Raw genomic sequence first — 21,398 nt, 5'->3', positions numbered from 1 at the left:
CGAGCTACCAGCCGCGGCGGCGCGGCGCGGACCCCACCAGCTGGTCGCGGCCGCGAACCGCGTCGCGGCTGCGGTAGACGATGTAGGGCCGGAACAGGTAGGCGACCGGCGCACTGAAGGCGTGCACGAGGCGGGTGAACGGCCACAGCGCAAACAGCGCCAGCGCGATCGTCGCGTGCACCTGGAAATACAGCGGCGCCTGGATCATCAGGTCACCACGTGGGTCCAGGATGAAGATCGACCGGAACCAGATCGACACGTTCTGGCGGTAGTCGTGTAGCTCGCCGTAGTGCGTCGCGCCCATCAGCGTGCAACTCATACCGGCCACCATCGCGGCCACCAGCACCGGGTACATCAGCTTGTCGCTCAGGCTGGTGGCAAGGCGCACCGGTCCGCTGCGCCATCGCCGGTAGATCAGCAACCCGATCCCGATCAGCGCGGCGATGCCGGCGGGAACGCCGAGAATCAGCGCCTGCAGGTGGTAGAAGTGGTCGCTCATCCCGATGTCCTCGGTCACCCACTCGGGAATGCACAGGCCCACGACGTGGCCCATGATCACCACCAGGCTGCCGAAATGGAAAAGCGGGCTGCCGATCGACAGCAGCCGCGATTCGTAGATCTGTGAGGAGCGGCTGGTCCAGCCGAACTGGTCGTAGTGGTAGCGCCACCAGGTGCCGACCCCGGCGATCGACAGCGAGACGTAGGGCGCCACGTCCCAGAAGACCTCGAGCAGTTTGGTATTGGCCAATTCAGTTCCCGCCGGTTCGCTTGGGTGGCACGGTCAATGTGAACGGTTGCAGCCCAACGGCTTCGGCGGGCGGACCGGATTCTGCGAGCCGGCGCGCCCGCTGCACGTCCTGATCGGTGACCGGCGGCAGCGTCTCGCACACGGCGGCAATCGCATGAGCGTAGGGTGAGTCCGCTTCGGTCAGCGCCTGCAGAAGCACGTCGATGGGCACCCGGTGCTCGATCAGCAGCCGCCGGCCAGCCTCGGGGTCGACGGTCGCGGCGAACTCGAGCACCACCGGAAGGTGGTCCGGCGCTTCACTTTTCGGCGGCTCGACGCCCGCTTCGCGGTAGGTGCTCGCGAACGCGAGCATTTCGCGGCCGCGGTTGCGGGTGTCGCCGGCGGTCCAGTAGGTCAGATACATCGTCGAGCGGCGGCGCATGTCGAAGGTTTCGACATAGTCAGCGGCGGCGGCCAGCGGATCGGCGGCCCGAAGCGCAGCGACGGTGCGCGCCAGCAGCTTTCGCGCCGGCCCGTCGATGTGGCTCAGCAGCCCCTCGACGGTGTCGAGCCGCTGGTCGCGGTGCTCGTCGGGATAGGCCAGCAGCAGAGAAGCCGCCTGCCACACCAACCGGTCGGCCAGCGCGGGTCCCCGCGATCTGCTCAGCAGCTTCATTGCTTCTGCTCTTCGGGAAACATCCCGGCCGGCACGTCGCCGCCATCCCAGTTCAGCAGGTTCGTTCGCGACCGTGGACGTGTCGCGTGGAAGCTTTCGACGGCGACCGGCACAGGGCCGTCGGGCGGGTTGGCGAACGGACCCGCCTCGTACATCCCCGGACCGCCGTCACCCGACAGCGAACATTCCAGGTCGTGAGCGGCGGCAGGGATCTCGCCGGTGTAGGCGGTCGGGATGACGTAGCGCTCTTCGTATTTCGCGATGGCGAGCAGCCGGTACATCTCGTAGATCTGCTCTTCGGTCATGCCGACGGACGCCGGAATGTGTGGCTGCGTCTCGCGGCCCAGGTTGATGTCGCGCATGTAGGAGCGCATCGCGGCCAGCCGGCGCAGCACGTCGTCGACGGGCTTGGTGTCACCGGCGGTGAACAGCTCGGCGAGGTAGGCGATCGGGATGCGCAGCGCTTCGATGGCACCGAACAGGTTGCCGACGTCTTCGCCGTCGTGGCCGTCGCGGCTGACCGCGTCGACCACCGGTGACAGTGGCGGGATGTACCAAACCATCGGCATGGTGCGGTATTCCGGATGCAGCGGCAGCGCCACCTTGTAGGTGTTGATCAACGCGTAGACCGGCGATCGCTGGGCGGCCTCGAGCCAGTCGTCGGAAATGCCTTCCGCTTTGGCGGCCGCGATCACCTCGGGGTCGTTGGGGTCCAGCAGGATTTCACACTGTGCCTCGTAGAGGTCGGCGTCGTTTTCCACCGACGCCGCTTGCAGCACCTTGTCGGCGTCGTAGAGCACCAAACCCAGGTAGCGCAGCCGGCCCACGCAGGTTTCCGAACAGATCGTGGGCAGGCCCACCTCCATGCGCGGGTAGCACAGCGTGCATTTTTCGGCCTTGCCGGTCTGGTGGTTGAAATAGACCTTCTTGTAAGGGCATCCCGACACGCACATCCGCCAGCCGCGGCAGCGGTCCTGGTCCACCAGCACGATGCCGTCCTCGCTGCGCTTGTACATCGCGCCCGACGGGCACGACGCCACGCATGACGGGTTGAGGCAGTGCTCGCAGATCCGCGGCAGGTAGAACATGAAGGTCTCTTCGAGCTTGACCTTGACCTCGTCGCTGACCTTCTTCAGGATCGGGTCTTTTTGCTGCGTCTCCAACGATCCGGCGAGGTTGTCGTCCCAGTTGGGCCCCCACTCGATTTTCATCGGCTCGCCGGTGATCTGGCTGCGCGGCGCGGCGACGGGCAGCGTGTCGCCCAGCGGCGCCGAGGTCAGGTTCTCGTAGTCGTACGTCCACGGCTCGTAGTAGTCGCCGATCCCCGGCAGTTTGGGGTTGGCGAAGATCCGCAACAGTTTGGCCAGCCGCCCGCCGTCACGCAGCCGCAACCGGCCGTTCTTGTCGCGGATCCATCCGCCGCGCCAGCGTTCCTGGTCCTCATAGGTACGCGGATAGCCTTGGCCCGGACGGGTTTCGACGTTGTTGAACCACACGTATTCGGTACCGGAGCGGTTGGTCCAGGCCTGCTTGCAGGTCACCGAGCAGGTGTGGCAGCCGATGCACTTGTCGAGGTTCATCACCATCGCCAACTGCGCCATGACCTTCATCAGTACTTCACATCCTGACTGCGCCGGCGCACCACCGTCACCTCGTCGCGCTGGTTTCCGGTCGGGCCCATGTAGTTGAACGCAAACGCGTGCTGGCCGTAGCCACCGGCCAGGTGACTGGGTTTGATCCGCACCCGGGTCAGCGCGTTGTGGTTACCGCCGCGCTTGCCGGTGGTCTCGCTGCGCGGTGTGTCGACGGTGCGCTCCTGGACGTGATAGACGAACACCACCCCGTCGGGCATCCGGTGCGACACGATCGCGCGGCACACGAAGACACCGTTGGTGTTGACGGCCTCCACCCAATCGTTGTCGCGCACATTGATTTTCGCCGCGTCGCCGGGGCTCATCCACATCGTCGGGCCGCCCCGCGACAGCGACAGCATGTACAGGTTGTCCTGATAGGTGGAGTGGAACGACCACTTCGAGTGCGGGGTCAGATACCGCACGGTCAAACCGATTCCGTCTTCGGTGGGGCCGAGCTCGGGCTGACCGAACAGCCGCGTCATGTCCAGCGGCGGGCGGAACACCGGCAGATGTTCGCCCAGCTCCTCGACCCAGTCGTGGGCCAAGTAGAAGTGCATCCGGCCGGTGAGCGTGTGGAACGGCTTGAGGTTTTCGATGTTGACGGTGAACGGCGCGTAGCGGCGCCCGCCCGTCTCACTGCCGGACCACTCCGGGCTGGTGATCACGGGAACGGGTCGGGCCTGGGTGTCGGCGTAGGTGACGCGTTTTTCCTCGCTGCCCTCGGCGAGGTAGGCCAGCCGCTGACCGGTGCGCTTCTCCAGCTCGCGGAAGCCCTCCACGGCCAGTCGGCCGTTGGTGGTGCCCGAGAGCAGCAGCACCACGTCGGCCATCCGCTGGGCCGTGGTGATCGCCGGACGGCCTTGGCCGGCACCGGAATTCATCACGCCGAACTTCGCGGCCAGTTCCTTGACCTCTTGATGCGGATGCACGGTGTAGCCCTTGACGGTCAACCCGAATTTGTCGACCAGCGGACCCAGCGTCTGCCACTTGTCGTAGATCGCGGTGTAGTCGCGCTCCACCACGGTGAGCTTGGCCATCGTCTTGCCCGGCACCGGCGTCTCACCGGTGTGCAGCCAATCGCGTTCGGTGCCATCGGGATAGGCCATCGCATCCGGTGTGTCGTGCTGCAGCGCGGTGAGTACCACGTCGGTGCGTGTGCCCAAATGCTTCTTGGCCATCGCGGAAAAGGCGCGCGCGATGGCGCCGAACGCGTCGTAGTCGGTGCGGGTCTCCCACGGCGGATCGGTGGCCGCGCTGAACGAATGCACGTACGGGTGCATGTCGGTGCTGGACAGGTCGGCCTTCTCGTACCACGTCGCCGCCGGCAGCACCAGATCGGACACCAATGTCGTCGAGGTCATCCGGAAGTCGATCGACATCAGCAGGTCGAGCTTGCCCTCCGGAATCTCCCGGTCACACGCGACATCGACCGGCCGCACCCCGTCAGCCGGTGGGTCGCCCAGCACGTTGGAGTCGGTCCCCAACAGATGCTTAAGGAAGTACTCGCCGCCCTTGCCCGACGATCCGATCAGGTTGGCCCGCCAAACCGTAAGCACCCGAGGCCAGTTCACCGGATTGTCCGGGTCGGTGACGGCGAGCTTCAGTTTCCGCTGACCGAGCTGTTCGGCCACGTACTCGCTCACGTCGCGCCCTGCGTCGCGTGCCTCGTCGGCGACATCGAGGCTGGAGCGGTCGAACTGCGGATAGAACGGGCTCCAGCCCATTGCCGTCGACGACGCCAACAGGTCCATGGTGTGCTTGCCGGCGAACCGTCCCCGGCCCAGCGGGCTGGCCAACTTGTCGGCTCCGTAGGCGTCGTAGCGCCACTGGTTGGTGTGCACATACCAGTACGACGCGCCGGGCACCTGCCGCGGCGGACGCACCCAGTCGGTGGCCATCGCCATGGTCTGCCAGCCGGTCAGCGGGCGCACCTTCTCCTGGCCCACGTAGTGGGCCCAGCCGCCGCCGTTGCGTCCCATCGACCCGGTCAGCATCAACAGCGCCAGCACCGCGCGGTAGATCGTGTCGCCGTGGAACCACTGACAGATACCGCTGCCCATGATGATCATCGACCGGCCACCGGATTCCTCGGCGCTGCGGGCGAATTCGCGTGCGACGCGGATGGCCTGCCCGGCCGAGACCCCGGTGATCGCCTCTTGCCAGGCCGGCGTGTTCGGATAGGTGGCGTCGTCGTAGCCGGTGGGCCATTCGCCGGGCAGCCCGGGACGCGCCACTCCGTAGTGCGCCAGCATCAGGTCGAACACCGTGCACACCAAGTGATTACCGACCTGGCGTACCGGCACACCGCGTTGCACGGTGGTGCCTTCGCCGTTGATCGTGTCGAAGCTCGGCAGCGAGACGAGGGCGGTCCGCCGCTCTCCGTTGGTGGCGGCGGGATGTTGCACGGTGAGCGCCGGTGCGACGGTGCCGAGGTCGAGGTTCCACTTGCCGACGCCGTCCTCGCCGTAGCGGAAACCCAACGAGCCGTGCGGCACCACCACGGTGTCGGTGGCCTCGTCCAGCAGCGCCGGCTTGAGGGCCGCGTTCTCGACGGCCTCGCCGATGTCGGCCGCGGTCAGATTCTTGCCCGGCACCAACGTGTCGCCGCGCTGTTCCAACTTGATCAGGAACGGCAGGTCGGTGTATTGGCGGGTGTAGTCGAGGAAGAACGGAACCTGCTGAGCCACATAGCATTCCGAGAGGATGACGTGGCCCATCGCCATGGCCAGCGCCCCGTCGGCCCCGGCGGCGCAGGGAATCCACTCGTCGGCGAACTTGGTGTTGTCGGCGTAGTCCGGGCTGACCGTGACCACCTTGGTGCCGCGATAGCGGGCCTCGGCCATCCAGTGCGCGTCCGGTGTGCGGGTGATCGGGACGTTGGAGCCCCACATCATCAAATACGCTGCGTCCCACCAGTCGCCGGACTCGGGCACGTCGGTCTGGTCACCGAAGACTTGCGGTGAGGCCACCGGCAGGTCGGCGTACCAGTCGTAGAACGACGTCATCGGGGCGCCGATCAGCTCGAAGAACCGCGAGCCGGCGGCGTACGAGACCATCGACATGGCCGGGATCGGTGAGAAGCCGGCGACCCGGTCCGGGCCGTAGGTCTTGATGGTGTGCACGTGGGCGGCGGCGATCATCTCGGTGGCTTCGGCCCAGGACACCCGGACCAGACCACCCTTGCCGCGGGCCCGCTGGTAGCGCCGACGGCGTTCGGGGTCGGCCTGGATGTCGGCCCAGGCCAGCACCGGGTCGCCGAGCCGGGCCTTGGCTTCGCGGAACATCTCGACCAGCACGCCGCGCGCGTACGGGTAGCGAACGCGGGTCGGCGAGTAGCTGTACCAGGAGAATGAGGCGCCGCGGGGACAGCCCCGCGGCTCGTATTCGGGCCGGTCCGGACCCACCGATGGATAGTCGGTCTGCTGGGTTTCCCAGGTGATGATGCCGTCTTTGACGTAGATCTTCCACGAGCACGACCCGGTGCAGTTGACGCCGTGCGTCGAGCGCACCACCTTGTCGTGGCTCCAGCGGTCCCGGTAGAAGACGTCAGCCTCCCGACCGCCACGGCGGGTGACCGTGCGCAGGTCGGCGGAGAACTCGCCAGGGGTGAAGAAGCGGCCGCTGCGCTCTAACAACTCCTCGAGAGGGCCTCCGACGTGGGGCGTGACAGTCAAGGAGGACCTCCTCACAAGTAGCGGCGCGCCTCGTCGCTCGGCCGTGGGCGCAGTGCCCCGTTGTCGTGTCTCCCGGATTGGTCAGCGACTCGACGATGATCTCGCCGACCCGTCCGACCAGCCTCGGCGTGGCCATCACCCTCGGCGGCCCGCACGCTGGTCAGCAACCGGCCCCCAGCATAGGTCGTAGGGATCGGCACAACCACGCTGTCGACCGAGAGGGTGTTGATAGCCGCCCCCGATCCCTGCCCGCGCGTGCTCCGACATTCGGCGAGGTCGCCGCTCCCACGCGTTACAGGAAAGCATCTGGACTACTACCAGCACAAAAATTAAAGGTTAATGTTTCGTTGAGTTTTGTAAAAACAAAATGACGGCGCCTGGCTTCGACTGTTCTGTGGCTTTCCTGCGAATCGCCTGTGAATTTTTTTGGCGGCCTTGATTATTGAGCGCGCACGATCACGGCGCGGATGTTCTTCCCGTCGCGGAGATCCCGCTAGCCCGCACGGCCCATCCGGGTCAAGTTCGGCGATCTCGAGCGGCTTGCCGGCTGCGTGTAGGACCGCTGCTTTCGTTTTCACCGCGGATCTCCTTGCAACTGGCCAGGTTTGGCGCTAGGCCCAGCTGGAGCCGACGGCGGAGTCGGTGCTGGCCATGTTGGAGCCGGCGGTTTGCACCTTTTGGCCGTGGGCGTTGGCCTGCTCGTAGATCACCTGAAAGTTGCGGCCCAACTGGGTGATGAACTCCTGGCAGGCGGTCGAGCCGGCGCCGCCCCAAAAGTCGCCGGCGGCAAGGACATCGCGGATGATGGCCTGGTGCTCGGCCTCCAAAGAGGCGGCCTGGGCGCGAATCAGCGCGCCGTGGGCGTCGACGTCGCCGAACTGGTAGTTGATGGTCATAGTCGTGTCTCCTAGGTTGTCTGGTCGGCGACCCGCTGCGCGCGGCTGCGCCGCGCTTGCGATCGCCTCTAGCTGGACAGGATCTGCTGGGAGGCCTGCTCTTGGGCCTCGTAGTTGTTGGCGTCGCGGATCAGCCCGTCGCGCACCCCGTGCAGCATGTTGACGATGTTGCGGAAGGCTTGATTCATCTGGCTCATGGTGTCGTAGGAGGTGGCCTGGGCGGTTCCGCTCCAGCCGGCTCCGGCGATGTTTTGGCTCGACGCCCACATCTTGCGGGCCTCGTCCTCCACGGTCTGGGCGTGCACGTCGAAACGGCCCGCCATGTCGCGCATCGCGTGCGGATCAGTCATAAACCGAGCAGTCATCTTGGTATCTCCTTATCTCGCAACCGCGTACGGGTGCCTGCAGTTAACCGGCCGCGACCGCGTTGGCGGCCTCGGTGACCGCATACGAACCGGCACTAGTGGCCAGGGTGTGCACAAACATCTCGTGAATCCCGCAGCCTGGGCACTCACCGCCTGATACACCTGCGCGTGCGCGGCGAACTGGGCTGCCGTCAACGCCGACACCTCGTCGGCCGCCGCGGGCACCACCCCAGTCGTCGGGCCAGCCGCAGCCGCATTGGCCGAACTCACCACAGACCCGACACCCTGCAAATCAGCAGCAGCCGCGCTGAGCATCTCGGGCTGTGTAGTCACAAACGACATGAGCACTCCTTTCTCCACAACCGGTAGCCAGTAGCAAGCCGTAAAGGCGCTCGATCTGAGCGGCTCCCTTGTAGTTCGAAAAGAGTACGAATCGCAGGTACCTCGCGGGTATAGCAATCTGCCCACACTTGGCGTGAATATGCGTGCGGTGGCACACTGCCCAGATGGACGGTAAAACCGTCACGCCCCCGATCGACGAATGCATCGCCAAGGTCGCCGAACTGTTGCTCGCCGAACTCGATGAAGTCGGCGACGAGATGGACGCCGCGGAGATCGAGCTCTCGCCCGCGCTCGGCGCGGACGCCGCAATCCTGGCGGATACGTCGGCGAGCAACCGCGCCGTCGTCCGGCGCTTCCTCACCATGTGCGTGCGCAGCGAGGGCAGCCCCGTCTCGGTCGACGTCGACGTGCCGCCCGAGGCGCTAGACGCCGCCCGGACGGTCGCCCGTCGAGGAATCGAGTTCGACGTCATCATCCAGGCTTACCGTCGCGGAACGTACGTCGCCTGGCGGCGCTGGCTGGCGAACGCAGCGCGCGTGGTTCCACCGGGTCCCGAGCTCGTGGAGTTCCTCGAGGCCTCCTCGCGACTGGTATTCGACTACGCCGACCGAGTGCTTGGTCGCGTCCTTGAGGAGGCGCATCGTGAGCGTGAGCGGGTCCTCGGCGGCGCCCTCGCACGGCGGACCGAGACGATCCGTCTGATCCTTGACGGCGCCCCGATCGAGAGTCGGCGCGCAAGCGAACGGCTCGGCTATGACCTCGCCCGCCGCAACACAGCGCTCGTGCTCTGGGCCGAACCGCCCGGCGATGTCCAGGGCGCCCTGGAATCGGCCGCCACGCTCCTGGCGCGGGCCGTCGGCGCCCGCGGCCCGCTCACGGTTCCCGCGGGAACGTCGACGCTGTGGGCATGGCTTAGCACCGACGGTGACTTAAAGCCTGGCGCGCTGCGTGAGGAGATCACACAAGCGCAACCGAACGTGCGCGTCGCCGTGGGCCCGACCAAATCCGGCATCACCGGCTTCCGGCGATCCCACGACGGTGCACTAGCCGTCCAACGGATGCTTGCCGGACACGCCGACGGCGACCGGCTCGCGCTGTACCACGAGCTCGAGGTGACCGCACTGGCCGCGCAAGATCTCGACCGTGCCGCCGAGTTCGTCACCACAACATTGGGCCCGCTCAGCGCCGACACGCAAAGCGCGGGGCGCCTCCGCGAAACGCTGCGTGTGTTCCTAAACGAAGCCAACAATGCGCCCCAAGCAGCTGCGCGCCTTCACACCCACCGCAACACCGTCCTCCAGCGCGTTGCGCGCGCCACCGAGCTCCTAGGGCACGCGCCCGGGGAGCGCCGCTTGGCGGTCGAGCTCGCACTCGAGCTGGCGCATTACCTCGGCCCGCGGGTGCTGAGCCGGTAGGGCCTACACCAATGCCTGAAGAATGTTTTCAGCGTCGCCTTGGCCGGATTCGACAGCTCCGGCCAGCGAGGGCAGGTCGGCGAGGTGGTCGCCGGCAAACTGGATGGGGCCAAGTGGCTTCCTGAGGATCTCCTGGGCAGACCGCGTTCCCGGTGCCCAGTAGGACACCACCCTGGGCTGTCGCTTGACGACCACGCGGTCGATTTTGCCCTCCAGCTCCGGGAGAATCCGGAACAGGTCGCGCAGAAACGCCGTCTCGATCTGCTCGTCGGAGAGCTTGTCCAATTCGTCGGCGCGCGGCCCACCTGCCAGGCATACCAGTGCGCCACCGGGCTTCCGCGGACCGCTGCGACGCAGCGATGCCGCGTGGTTGAAGATCGCCTGAAACGACGGGAGGTCCGGCGTCGAAATCGCGTAGTAGTCATCCCAGCGCTGCGGACCATGTTCCTTGGTGAAAATGCCAGCGAGGATGTAGCGGCCGTAGTTGGTCACGCGGAGTGCCTCACGATATTCGTCGGGCAAGTCGGGCATGATTGCCAGCGCCCGGTCAGCCGGCACGGCGACGATGACGCGCCGCGCAGCCAACGTCACCGGACCCTGCCCGTCGACGTAGCGCACCGTCGCGCGGTCCTCCGTCCAGGTGATCGACTGCACCTCTGCGCCCAGACGCAATCGATCACCGAGCTCGTGGGCGAGTGCATCCGTAAAAGTCTGGTTGCCCCCGACGGGCAGCGCGAAGTTGGGGATATTGGCAGCCTTTTCGAGCGCAAAGCCGATGGATATCGCGAGCTGGCTTGCCGCCGTCTCCTCCGGTTTGCAGCCGATCCACTGTCCGGCCCACGCGTTGAACATCGCACGCATCTCGTCCGTCTTGACGCCTCTCATGAGCCAGGACCCCGAGTGCGTATCCAGGAATGCCTGGTACTTGGCCGCTTCGTCGAGGTTCTCGTTCATCAGGCGCTTGAAGATGCGGCGAAGGCGCAGTCCGACAGAGGCCAGTTCGACTTTGGCGGCCAACGACATTCGGGACCGCACGAGGATCCCCATGGGGTCGTCCGCGGCCACGAGCCGGCCTTTGAGGTAGAGGCCCGCCCTAGTGTCCGCTAGGGATCCGAGCTTGATCTTGTATTTGTCGATGACATCGAAGAGCGGTCCAGCACCCTCGGTGAACTGAGCGCCGATGTTGAGCCAATAGTCCCCGTGGCGAACCGATTCCACGCGGCCGCCCGGCTTCGTTGCGGCTTCGAGGACGACGACGTCGGTCGTTGGCGCGAGCGTGGCACCCCCGACGAGCCCGGCAGCGCCCGCCCCGACGACCACCACCTCGCAGTGCTGCTCGCGGGCATTCTCTTCAACCATGGTGCTACGTCCTCAGTCATCAGGATCGACGAAGCGATGCGAGAATCAAACTCGATTCCATATCGATTTTATGAAGGCGACGGCCTCCCGTGTCAATGGGGGTCGCGGCACAACTACGCCCGCAGCTTCTCCAGTTCCTGGGTCACCAGGGCCACAAGCCGCGCGGCCGGGAACCTGGCCGGTTCGCTGATCGCGTGCAAGGCCAGCCCGTCGATCAGTGCGCAGAGGACGTCGCATTGCGCGGCAGGATCGAAGTCTGTCCGAAGGGAGCCGTTGGTCTGGCCATTGGCCAGCAGAGATTCGATGCCCTGGCGGATGGCGGCGTATCGCGTGCGAAAGGCCTCTGCGAACGCCGGCTCGGTCTCGGTGCTGGCAAGCACCTGCGCGTAGATGCGGGTAATGGCCTGCTTGGCCTCGGTGGTGGGCAGTGGGATCACGCACATGCGCCGGAGGCCCTCGAACGTGTCCTCCATCAGCAAGGCTTCCGACAGCAGTTCCTCGTGCGGGCCGAAGACCGCCTCCGCGGCCGCCACCAGGAGCTCTTCCTTGTCTTTGAAGTAGTGCATGACGACGCCCGTCGTGTAGCCGATCTCGCGCGCGATCGAACGCAGCGAAGCGCCGGAGAGTCCGTCGCGGGCAATGACGCGCACCGCCGCGTCGACGACCTCGTCGTGCCGCGTTGGGGTCGAGGTGGTTTTTCTGGTGGGCATGCGGACTCCGGGCTTGACACGTGCATCGGCGCGGGTAAAACATAACACTTGTTATCAACATCACAACTGTTATGACGTCGTAGTGAGCAAAGGAGAACGAACATGCGGGTGACCGAGCACATCGAGGTGACCGACCAAATGAAGCGGGATCTGGCGAGTGACGGCGCCATCGTCGTACGGGGCCTGTTCACGCGTGAACAATTGACGCGGGTCCGCGAGTCTTTCGACTACGGGATCGCCCACCCCAGCCCACAGCACGGCATGGCCTACGCGGGTACCGACGACGAGCACTTCAACGATTACGGCAACCCCGAGAACCGCGAGGTGCACCTCGCGACGATCAAGGAGTTGGGACTCGCCGATTTCGTTGCGGCACTGTGGGATTCCGAGCATGTGTGGTTCCTCGGTGAAGAACTATTCATCAAGAAGGGCGGCAAGGCCGGCCGATCACCCTGGCACCAGGACACCGCGTACATGCCCGCGAACGGGCCGCACCTGCTCAACATCTGGATCAGCTTCGAGAAGCTGCCCCGCAAGAACGTGCTCGAAATCGTCCGGGGGTCCCATCGCGGCACCGAATACAACGGCACGAGCTACAGCGATGCCACCGACCACACCAAGCCGCTGTGGCTCGAAACCGACTGGCCCCGATTGCCTGACATCGAGGCTGAACGCGCCAACGACCCGACGTCGTGGGATGTCATTTCCTGGGATCTGGAGCCCGGTGACGCGCTGGTGTTCCACTCCGGCGCCCTGCATGGCGGTGCTCCGGTGACCCCGGACTGCCCGGATCGCCACACGCTGGTATTTCGATTCTTCGGCGACCAGCTGTTCTACCGCCCCCTGCCGACCGGGCCCGTGGATTTCAGCTATGACATCAGCGGACTCAACGACCCGTCGCTGACACCGGGCGAGCCGTACCACCCCAGCTATTTCGCCCAGTTGCGCTGACTGCGGGAGAAGCCGCCATGAAAGTCGTTATCCCGGCGTCGATGCAGCCGCTGTACGACATCCATCACTTTGCGCCCGCGGTCATCGACGGCGACTACTTGCGCTGCTCGGGAGTGATCGGCATCCGTCCCGATCTGAGTGTTCCGGAGGACCCGACGGAACAGTTCGCCCTGGCCTTCGAGAACCTGCGCGAAGTGTTGGCCGAAGCGGGACTCACGTTCGCAAATGTGGTGGAAATGAACACCTTTCACGTCGGGCTGCAGGCGCACGTGCGTGAGTTCGGCGCTGTGAAGGACAAGTTCCTACCGGCTCCCTATCCCGCATGGACCGCCATCGGGATTTCCGAGCTGGCCGTTCCAGGCGCGCTGGTCGAAATCCAGGTCACCGCGCGGCTGACCCAGTGACGACGGGGCGCGTATTCGCCGGTTGTGGCCGGCGTCGAACCTGAGTAGTCGTCGACCTCGTAGCCCGCTCACACGAGTTGGTGTCCCCCGTCTCGCGGCGGCGGTAGATGAACAGCGCCAGCACCAGACTCGGCGGACGTCGCCGATGAGCTCGGGTCGCAGCGTCTCGCCGCTCAGGCGATTGGGTGTGTCATCGCACATATTTCGAGCAAGGGTCTGGGCGCGCAGACGTGTCGCGGGTCACGGTTGCGGCGTTACCGTGCACCACATCACAACCCCGTATTCCAGGAGAAGGACACATGACCTCGACCGTCGTCTTCCTGGCCGCCGCGCCCATCTTTATGTGGACCGTGCACGACCTGCAGGCCTTCGCCGAGCAGTACGTCGCCCACAGGCACGCCAACGACTGACATGCACCAGCCGAAATTCAAACGCGACATGAGGTCCTATGGGACCTCCGCTTCACCGGTCAGCTAAGTAGGGGTGGTAGCGGTGGATTTTGCGGTGTTGCCGCCGGAGATCAATTCCGGGCGGATGTATGCCGGAGCCGGTGCGGGGCCGATGATGGCCGCCGCGGCGGCCTGGGACGGGTTGGCTGCGGAGTTGAGTTCGGCGGCAACGTCTTATCAGTCGGTGGTCTCCGGGCTCACCGGCGGACCGTGGCTGGGCCCGGCGTCGTCGTCGATGGCCGCCGCGGCCGCCCCCTACGTGGCGTGGATGAACACCACCGCCGCCCAAGCCGAACAGACCGCCAACCAAGCCAGAGCAGCCGCCGCGGCCTACGAAGCCGCATTCACCGCGACAGTGCCCCCGCCGGTGATCGCCGCCAACCGAGCGCTGCTGATGACGTTGATAGCCACCAACATTCTCGGCCAAAACACCCCGGCGATTGCGGCCACCGAGGCCCACTACGCCGAGATGTGGGCCCAAGACGCCGCCGCGATGTACGGCTACGCCGGAACCTCAGCCGCCGCAACGCAATTGGCCCCCTTCAACTCGGCGCCGCAAAACACCAACCCCGCCGGCACCGGCGCTCAAAGCGCCGCCGTCAGCCAAGCCACCAGCACCTCAACCGCCACCGGCGGCGTGTCACAGACACTTTCCCAAATACCCCAGGCACTACAAGGACTCGCCACAGGAGGAGCATCCACCGACCCGATAGCGTCGCTGCTGGACTGGTTGAACAGCCCCCTGGGCACAGCCCTAAATACCTTTTCCGGCAGTATCGGCCAGCCCTTTACCTATTTTAGTTCGCTGCCATTCCTGGCCAGCGGCGTCGAGTACATGATGAATCCCCTGTACACGGCGGGGCTTATGACGCAGGCGACTGCGGCACCCGAGGCGGCTGACGGTGCGCTGGGAGCGGGCCTGATGAGTTCCTCCGGGTCGGGCGCAAGTTCGGCGGGCGTGGGCGGTGCGGAAGTGTCGGCGGGCCTGGGTCGGGCGGCGTCGGTCGGCGGGCTCTCGGTGCCGCAGTCATGGGGCAGCGCGGCCCCCGAAATCCGGCTGGCCTCTGCCGCTAAGGCGTTGCCGGGCATGGGTTTGGGCGGGGTCCCCGAGGCTGGGGCGATAGGTGGGCCAGGCGGCATCATGGGCGGTGTGCCGCCGGTAGGCAGCGTGGTCAACGCGCCACGCAATGGCGAGCCGCGCTCCCGGTACGCCCCCCGCCCCAAGGTGGTCGCGACATTGCCTGGGGAACGCGGCGGTCACGACGACACGCCGAGTCGGAGCGTGGTGCCGCACGGGTGTCCGCGTGTCGGCGAGGGCCCGTTGAGCGAACGCGAACGCGCGGAGCTCGACCAGTTGCGCCACGAGCTCGCCGAATTGGCGATGGAGCGCGATGCGGCTGCCAGGTTGATCAAGGAGGCGATCCGGCCATGATCGATTTTGCGGTGTTGCCGCCGGAGATCAATTCCGGGCGGATGTATGCCGGAGCCGGTGCGGGGCCGATGATGGCCGCCGCGGCGGCCTGGGACGGGTTGGCTGCGGAGTTGAGTTCGGCGGCAACGTCTTATCAGTCGGTGGTCTCCGGGCTCACCGGCGGACCGTGGCTGGGCCCGGCGTCGTCGTCGATGGCCGCCGCGGCCGCCCCCTACGTGGCGTGGATGAACACCACCGCCGCCCAAGCCGAACAGACCGCCAACCAAGCCAGAGCAGCCGCCGCAGCCTACGAAGCCGCATTCACCGCGACAGTGCCCCCGCCGGTGATCGCCGCCAACCGAGCGCTGCTGATGACGTTGATAGCCACCAACATTCTCGGCCAAAACACCCCGGCGATTGCGGCCACCGAGGCCCACTACGCCGAGATGTGGGCCCAAGACGCCGCCGCGATGTACGGCTACGCCGGAACCTCAGCCGCCGCAACGCAATTGGCCCCCTTCAACTCGGCGCCGCAAAACACCAACCCCGCCAGCACCGGCGCTCAAAGCGCCGCCGTCAGCCAAGCCACCAGCACCTCAACCGCCACCGGCGGCGTGTCACAGACACTTTCCCAAATACCCCAGGCACTACAAGGACTCGCCACAGGAGGAGCATCCACCGACCCTTCCCAGTGGTTGCTGAATCTCCTGAACAGCCCCCTCGTCCAGGACTGGGAAGGCCTGATGGCGGGAACCGCGGGCTATCAAGCCCTCCTTGGCGGACCGGCGTTTATGGCATCCGGGGCTTTGTTTTGCATGACGCCGTTTGAAAACGCGGCCATAAGCTATGCGTTGGCGGGAGCGGCGGCGCCGGCAGCTGAGGTGTCTGCGCTGCCCGAGGCAGCGCTGGGGTCGGCCCTCGCGGGCACGTCCGAATCGGCGGGCCTTGGTGCCGGGGTCTCGGCGAGCCTGGGCGAGGCAAGCTCGGTCGGTGGGCTGTCGGTGCCCCAGTCGTGGGGTAGCGCAGCTTCCGAAATCCAGCTTGCCGCTAGGGCATTGCCGATGGCAAGCCTGGACGGATTGCCGACAGCAGGGCTGGGCGGCTCGTTCGGCGGCATGCCGATGGTGGGTCCGATCGGCAGTGTGGTCAACGCGCCCCGCAATGGTGAGCCTCGTCCGCGGTATCGCGCCGATCGCGCAGCCAAGCGGCAGCCAGGCGACGAGACGCCCGGTCGGTGGGCGAACTTCGACGGGTTTGCCCCAGATGGGCAGGCCCCGCTCAGCGAGCGTGAGCAGCTCCACCAGCTACGTACGGCGATCGCTGACGTGACCAAGGAACGCGACGTGCTCAAGCGCTCGGCGGCCCTGTTGATCAAGGAAGCGATGCATCAGGGGACACCGTGACCGACACACTTCCGCAGCGCGGCAACCGAATCTGCTGTCGCGCCTGTAAGTAACCAGCGACCATCGAGAAGAGAAAGCGCATGTCGTTTGTCACCACACAACCAGAGATCGCCGGGTTCGCCGTGGACGACAATCTATAACTAATCCGCTGAGCGACATTGGCTCAGCGGTGACGGCTGGCATCGGGCAGGGCGGATTGATCAGGTGCGCCGTCCGTGCGGCTTGGCGGTGCCCATCTCGGCGACGAGCTGACGAGCCCGGCCAGCATTGGCTCTGCCACGAGTGTGTCGTCGCACATATTTTGGCGCCAAGACAAGGCTGGAAGACATGTTGCACGCCTGGCGACAGCGTTACCGTGAACCGCATCACGGCCTCGCCCTCCCACTCGAACGATCACGCCCAGCCCGTTACCGTGTCGCCGGGTAACCCGCATGCGTGCCTCGACATCGACGGCTGTGGTTGTCCAATTCCATTGGACTGGGGGCGATCCGGTGAGGCAGGAGACTATGTCGTACATCAGGGCCGAGATGTTTGGAGGTTTCGATGACCGTCGGCTTTGAGTTTCCGATCCGCGCGGAGGTTCGGTCCTTCTTGGATCGTCGCAAGCAGCTTCTCATCGGTGGCGATTGGATGGACGCGGTATCGGGACGCACGTTCGCCACGCACGATCCGGCCACCGAGACCACCCTGGCGGAAGTCGCCCACGGGGAGGCCGCCGACATCGACCGTGCGGTACGCGCGGCCCGCCACGCTTTCGACAACGGTCCGTGGCAGTGGATGAAACCCAATGAGCGGGAGCGGTTGTTGTGGCGAGTCGGCGACCTCATCTCCGAGCGAGCAGCCGAATTCGGTGAACTGGAGGCGCTGGACAACGGCAAGTCGGCTGGCGTCGCGACGGCAGTGGACGTGGGCTGGTCCGCGGATATTTTCCGCTACTACGCCGGCTGGGCCACCAAGGTTCAGGGCGCGACCATCAACGTGTCCATGCCGTTCGCGCCGGGCGCTCAGTTCCACGCGTACACGCTGCGGGAGCCGGTGGGGGTGTGCGGCCTGATTGTGCCGTGGAACTTCCCGCTGCTGATGGCCGCTTTCAAGCTCGCGCCGGCGCTGGCCGCCGGAAACACCGTGATCCTCAAGCCGGCCCAACAGACGCCGCTGTCGGCGCTGCTGCTCGGTGAGATCTTTTGTGAGGCAGGCTTTCCGCCCGGGGTGGTTAACATCGTCACCGGATTCGGTGAAGCCGGCGCTGCGCTGGCCGCTCACGACGGGGTCGACAAGATTGCGTTCACCGGATCCACCGAGGTCGGCAAGCGCGTCGTCGACGCCGCGCGCGGCAATCTGAAGAAGGTGTCGCTCGAACTCGGCGGCAAGAGCCCCAACGTGGTGTTCGCCGACGCCGACTCCGAGCTCGCCGTCGCCGGTTCGCTCAACGCCTGGCTGTTCAACCACGGTCAGTGCTGTGTCGCGGGCACCCGGCTGTTCGTGGAGGACAAGATCTTCGGCGACTTCACCGACGCGGTCGCCGACGCCGCGTCGAAGGTGAAGATCGGCCACGGGCTCGATCCCGCCACCGAACTGGGCCCGCTGGTCTCGCAAGAGCAGTTCGACAAGGTCACCGGTTATCTCCGGGACGGGCTGGCCGACGGTGCTCGCGCCCTGACCGGCGGAAAGCGGCACGGCGACACCGGCTTCTTCGTCGAACCGACCGTATTCGTCGATGTGCAACCGCAATTCAGCATCGTTCGCGAGGAGATCTTCGGCCCGGTCGTGGCCGCGTTGCCGTTCAACGCCGACGACGGCATCACCGCGGTTGCCCAGGCCGCGAACGACTCCCCCTACGGCCTGGCCGCGGGCATCTGGACACGAGACATCTCCAAGGCCCACCGCGTCGCCCGGCAGTTGAAGGCCGGGTCGGTGTGGATCAACCAGTACAACGGCTTCGACACGGCGATGCCGTTCGGTGGCTACAAGCAGTCCGGCTGGGGCCGCGAACTCGGCGCCAACGCACTCGACCTCTATCTGCAGACCAAGTCCGTCAACGTCGCGCTCTGAAGGAGAGTCCCGTGAAAACAACCGCAGCAGTGTTACTGGATGCTGGAAAGCCGTTCGAGATCATGGAACTCGATCTCGACGGCCCCGGCCCGGGCGAGGTGCTAATCCGCTATGTGGCCGCCGGACTCTGCCATTCCGATCTGCATCTCACCGATGGTGACCTCCCGCCACGGTATCCGATCGTCGGCGGGCACGAAGGCTCCGGCATCATCGAGGAGGTCGGCCCCGGCGTCACCAAGGTGAAGCCGGGCGATCACGTGGTGTGCAGCTTCATACCCAGCTGCGGGCACTGCCGTTACTGTTCCACCGGCCGGCAGAACCTCTGCGACATGGGTGCGACGATCCTCGACGGGTGCATGCCCGACGGCAGCTTCCGATTTCACGGCGGCGGACAAGATTTCGGCGGCATGTGCATGCTCGGCACCTTCTCGGAGCGTGCCACCATCTCCGAACACTCGGTGGTCAAGATCGATGACTGGCTGCCGTTGGAGACCGCGGTTCTGGTCGGATGCGGGGTGCCGACCGGCTGGGGTAGCGCCACCTACGCCGGGAATGTGCGTGCGGGTGATATCACCGTGATCTACGGTATCGGCGGGATCGGCATCAACTCCGTTCAGGGCGCGGTGCATGCCGGCGCCAAATATGTCGTGGTAGTCGATCCGGTGGCGTTCAAACGGGCGACGGCACTGAAATTCGGTGCGACACACGCGTTCTCCAACGCCGCCGAGGCGGCGGAAAAGGTGAACGAGCTGTCCTGGGGCCAAGGCGCCGATCAGGCGATCGTGACCGCCGGCATCGTAGACGAGGAAGTCATCTCGGCGGCGTTCGACATCGTCGGCAAGGGCGGTGTCGTCGTCGTCACCGGCCTCGCCAACCCGGAAAAGCTGACCATCCACGTGTCCGGCATGATGATGACGCTGATGGAGAAGACCATCAAGGGCACCTTGTTCGGTTCCGCCAATCCGCAGTACGACATCGTGCGTCTGCTGCGCCTCTATGATGCCGGTCAGCTCAAACTCGACGAGCTGGTGACCGCCCGCTACCGGCTCGAGGACGTCAACCAGGGATACCAGGATCTGCGCGACGGCAAGAACATTCGCGGCATCGTGGTCCACGGGAGCGCATAGCATTCCGAGCGCTACACCAGCCAGACAACTTGAAACCCGCTGATAGTCCAGATTTGGCTCAGGCTGCCCGGAACACCTCGCTGCGAGGCAAATACATTGGGGCGCAATCGTGGCCAGCTCAATGAGCGCTGACGAAGTCGCGCACCAAGCCCAACCGTGTCGGCGCCACATCGCCCATCAGCCAGACGATCTCCGGTGTCACCGGCGCGCTCCAGGTGAAATTTGGTGTCTCACTGCACACATCGAGCGACAAAGACGGTGCGGATAGACATATCGCGCGCCTTGCACCGGCACTAACGTGAACCACCGTCCAGCTCTTGCCTTCCCGCGCCAGGAGACACCACCGGTGACGATCACGCCCACCAACCAAACGCACCCGAATTCGTGGTTTCGGCGCGGCCTGTCACCCCACGGCCCGGATAGCAGCGCGATTGCGGTACGTCCACGGCCCTTGCATATGCGGGTGATCACCGCTGCCAGACCTGGCCTCGGGGAGCGGCGAGGGGTAAACCTGGCGCTTGCCACCTGGGTCTCGGTCATCAACTTTTGGGCGTGGAATTTGATCGGCCCCTTGGCGCCGAAATACGCCGGGCAGATATCGCTGACCGTCACTGAACAATCGGTGTTGGTGGCCACCCCGATCCTGGTGGGGTCGCTGGGCCGGCTGGCTAGCGGACCGCTGACCGACCGGTTTGGCGGCCGCGTCATGTTCATCGCCGTGTCCGTGAGCGCGATCGGTCCGGTGCTGGGCGTCGGCTTCGTGGGCGCGGCCAAGTCCTATCCATTGCTTGTGGCGGCTGCGGCGTTCCTCGGAGTGGCCGGCTCGGTATTCGCGGTCGGTATCCCATTCGTCAACGACTGGTACGAACCTGCCCGCCGCGGCTTTGCCATGGGGGTGTTCGGGATGGGCATGATCGGCACCGCGGCGTCGGCGTTTTTCACCCCGCGGTTTGTGGGCTGGTTCGGTCTGCTCACCACGCACATCATCGTCGCGGTGGCGCTGGCGGCGACCGCCGCGGTGTGCTTCGTGGTGATGCGCAATGGACCTGACTTCCAACCGAACACCGCCCCGGTGATGCCGGCACTCAAGGCCGCCGCGAGATTGCGGATCAGCTGGGAGATGTCTCTGCTGTACGCAGTGGTGTTCGGCGGGTTCGTGGCATTCAGCAACTACCTGCCCGTCTACCTCAACAAGATCTACGGATTCTCGCTGGTCGATGCCGGGGCCCGCGCCGCCGGCTTTGCGCTGGCGGCGGTACTGGCCCGGCCCGTCGGCGGAGCGTTGGCCGACCACGTCGCCCCGAAATACGTTGTGCTGGCGTCGCTGTCAGGCGTTGCGGTGTTGGCGTTCATCGCGGTGTTCAAGCCGCCACCGGATGTGTGGTCGGGTTCGACGTTCATCACGTTGGCCATTGCACTCGGGATCGGCACCGGCGGGGTGTGCGCCTGGGTGGCACACCTCGCCCCGGCCCACTCGATCGGCGCTGTCACCGGAATCTTCACGGCCACTGGCGGATTGGGCGGTTATTTCCCGCCGCTGGTGATGGGTGCAACCTATGATCCGGTGCACAACAATTACACGATTGGGTTGCTGCTGTTGGTGGCCACCGCGGTCGTCGAATTGATCTACACCGCGGTCTGCCTGAAGGCGACCAAGACGGCACCCGAGCTCAGCGCATAGTCTCCTCGCGCGTGAAGCGGCGAGTGTGCGACCACACATATTTTGGCGCTAATACAAGGCGAGCAGACATGTCGAAACGCCAGGTTGCGGCTTACCGTGAAAACACACAGCCCCGCCCTATC

The 21,398-nt window shown here is 65.7% G+C and carries 16 protein-coding genes and 1 pseudogene; 8 read left to right on the top strand and 9 right to left on the bottom strand.

Features of this window, described 5'->3' with window-relative positions; all coding sequences use genetic code 11:
• Nucleotides 1-4: 4 nt before the first annotated feature.
• The 7 genes and pseudogenes from narI to G6N47_RS14210 all read right to left on the bottom strand — a co-directional run bounded on the left by narI (nt 5) and on the right by G6N47_RS14210 (nt 8,314).
• Nucleotides 5-748, bottom strand: a complete 744-nt coding sequence (gene narI, locus G6N47_RS14240) for a respiratory nitrate reductase subunit gamma (RefSeq protein ID WP_083134724.1) — start codon at nt 746-748, stop codon at nt 5-7.
• 1 nt (nt 749) lies between these two features.
• The gene (gene narJ / locus G6N47_RS14235) at nt 750-1,403 is read right to left on the bottom strand and encodes a nitrate reductase molybdenum cofactor assembly chaperone (RefSeq protein WP_083134725.1); all 654 of its coding nucleotides are present in this window, start codon (nt 1,401-1,403) and stop codon (nt 750-752) included.
• Nucleotides 1,400-3,013: a nitrate reductase subunit beta gene (narH, locus tag G6N47_RS14230; protein WP_083134726.1), complete on the bottom strand. Its 1,614-nt coding sequence runs from the start codon at nt 3,011-3,013 to the stop codon at nt 1,400-1,402. The genes narJ and narH overlap by 4 nt, the downstream gene beginning before the upstream one ends.
• On the bottom strand, nt 3,013-6,711 hold the full coding sequence (locus tag G6N47_RS14225) for a nitrate reductase subunit alpha (RefSeq protein ID WP_083134727.1): 3,699 nt from the start codon (nt 6,709-6,711) through the stop codon (nt 3,013-3,015). Before G6N47_RS14225 ends, narH begins: the two co-directional genes overlap by 1 nt.
• 611 nt (nt 6,712-7,322) lie before the next feature.
• On the bottom strand, nt 7,323-7,607 hold the full coding sequence (locus G6N47_RS14220) for a WXG100 family type VII secretion target (RefSeq protein WP_045384667.1): 285 nt from the start codon (nt 7,605-7,607) through the stop codon (nt 7,323-7,325).
• Nucleotides 7,608-7,675: 68 nt separating this feature from the next.
• The gene (locus tag G6N47_RS14215) at nt 7,676-7,972 is read right to left on the bottom strand and encodes a WXG100 family type VII secretion target (protein ID WP_083131693.1); all 297 of its coding nucleotides are present in this window, start codon (nt 7,970-7,972) and stop codon (nt 7,676-7,678) included.
• A gap of 43 nt (nt 7,973-8,015) precedes the next feature.
• A pseudogene (locus tag G6N47_RS14210) lies at nt 8,016-8,314 on the bottom strand (PE family protein).
• A gap of 164 nt (nt 8,315-8,478) precedes the next feature.
• Here G6N47_RS14210 and G6N47_RS14205 point away from each other — a divergent pair.
• Nucleotides 8,479-9,729 carry a PucR family transcriptional regulator gene (locus G6N47_RS14205; protein WP_083132958.1) on the top strand — a complete coding sequence of 417 codons (1,251 nt, stop codon included), beginning with the start codon at nt 8,479-8,481 and terminating at the stop codon, nt 9,727-9,729.
• 3 nt (nt 9,730-9,732) lie between these two features.
• On the opposite strand, the gene G6N47_RS14200 is transcribed toward G6N47_RS14205, so the two are convergent.
• Entirely contained in the window at nt 9,733-11,052 is a 1,320-nt protein-coding gene (locus G6N47_RS14200) for a flavin monoamine oxidase family protein (RefSeq protein WP_232080211.1), read from the bottom strand.
• A gap of 149 nt (nt 11,053-11,201) precedes the next feature.
• On the bottom strand, nt 11,202-11,798 hold the full coding sequence (locus tag G6N47_RS14195) for a TetR/AcrR family transcriptional regulator (RefSeq protein WP_083132960.1): 597 nt from the start codon (nt 11,796-11,798) through the stop codon (nt 11,202-11,204).
• Nucleotides 11,799-11,900: 102 nt separating this feature from the next.
• On the opposite strand from G6N47_RS14195, the gene G6N47_RS14190 reads away from it, so the two are divergent.
• From G6N47_RS14190 to G6N47_RS14160, 7 genes are all read left to right on the top strand, one after another.
• Nucleotides 11,901-12,749 carry a phytanoyl-CoA dioxygenase family protein gene (locus G6N47_RS14190; RefSeq protein ID WP_197945480.1) on the top strand — a complete coding sequence of 283 codons (849 nt, stop codon included), beginning with the start codon at nt 11,901-11,903 and terminating at the stop codon, nt 12,747-12,749.
• Nucleotides 12,750-12,766: 17 nt separating this feature from the next.
• Nucleotides 12,767-13,153, top strand: a complete 387-nt coding sequence (locus G6N47_RS14185) for a RidA family protein (protein ID WP_083132961.1) — start codon at nt 12,767-12,769, stop codon at nt 13,151-13,153.
• A 492-nt stretch (nt 13,154-13,645) separates the two neighbouring features.
• Nucleotides 13,646-15,034, top strand: coding sequence for a PPE family protein (locus G6N47_RS14180; protein ID WP_083132962.1), 1,389 nt, complete (start codon nt 13,646-13,648; stop codon nt 15,032-15,034).
• Entirely contained in the window at nt 15,034-16,416 is a 1,383-nt protein-coding gene (locus G6N47_RS14175; RefSeq protein ID WP_139799621.1) for a PPE family protein, read from the top strand. Before G6N47_RS14180 ends, G6N47_RS14175 begins: the two co-directional genes overlap by 1 nt.
• 630 nt (nt 16,417-17,046) lie before the next feature.
• Nucleotides 17,047-18,468: an aldehyde dehydrogenase family protein gene (locus G6N47_RS14170; protein WP_372517555.1), complete on the top strand. Its 1,422-nt coding sequence runs from the start codon at nt 17,047-17,049 to the stop codon at nt 18,466-18,468.
• An 11-nt stretch (nt 18,469-18,479) separates the two neighbouring features.
• Nucleotides 18,480-19,595, top strand: coding sequence for an NDMA-dependent alcohol dehydrogenase (locus G6N47_RS14165; RefSeq protein ID WP_083132965.1), 1,116 nt, complete (start codon nt 18,480-18,482; stop codon nt 19,593-19,595).
• A 457-nt stretch (nt 19,596-20,052) separates the two neighbouring features.
• Nucleotides 20,053-21,276 carry an MFS transporter gene (locus tag G6N47_RS14160; RefSeq protein WP_083132966.1) on the top strand — a complete coding sequence of 408 codons (1,224 nt, stop codon included), beginning with the start codon at nt 20,053-20,055 and terminating at the stop codon, nt 21,274-21,276.
• Nucleotides 21,277-21,398: the final 122 nt, after the last annotated feature.

This window comes from Mycobacterium branderi, from assembly GCF_010728725.1.
GTDB classification, from domain to species: Bacteria; Actinomycetota; Actinomycetes; order Mycobacteriales; family Mycobacteriaceae; genus Mycobacterium; species Mycobacterium branderi.
This window is presented reverse-complemented; position numbering and strand designations above follow the sequence as displayed.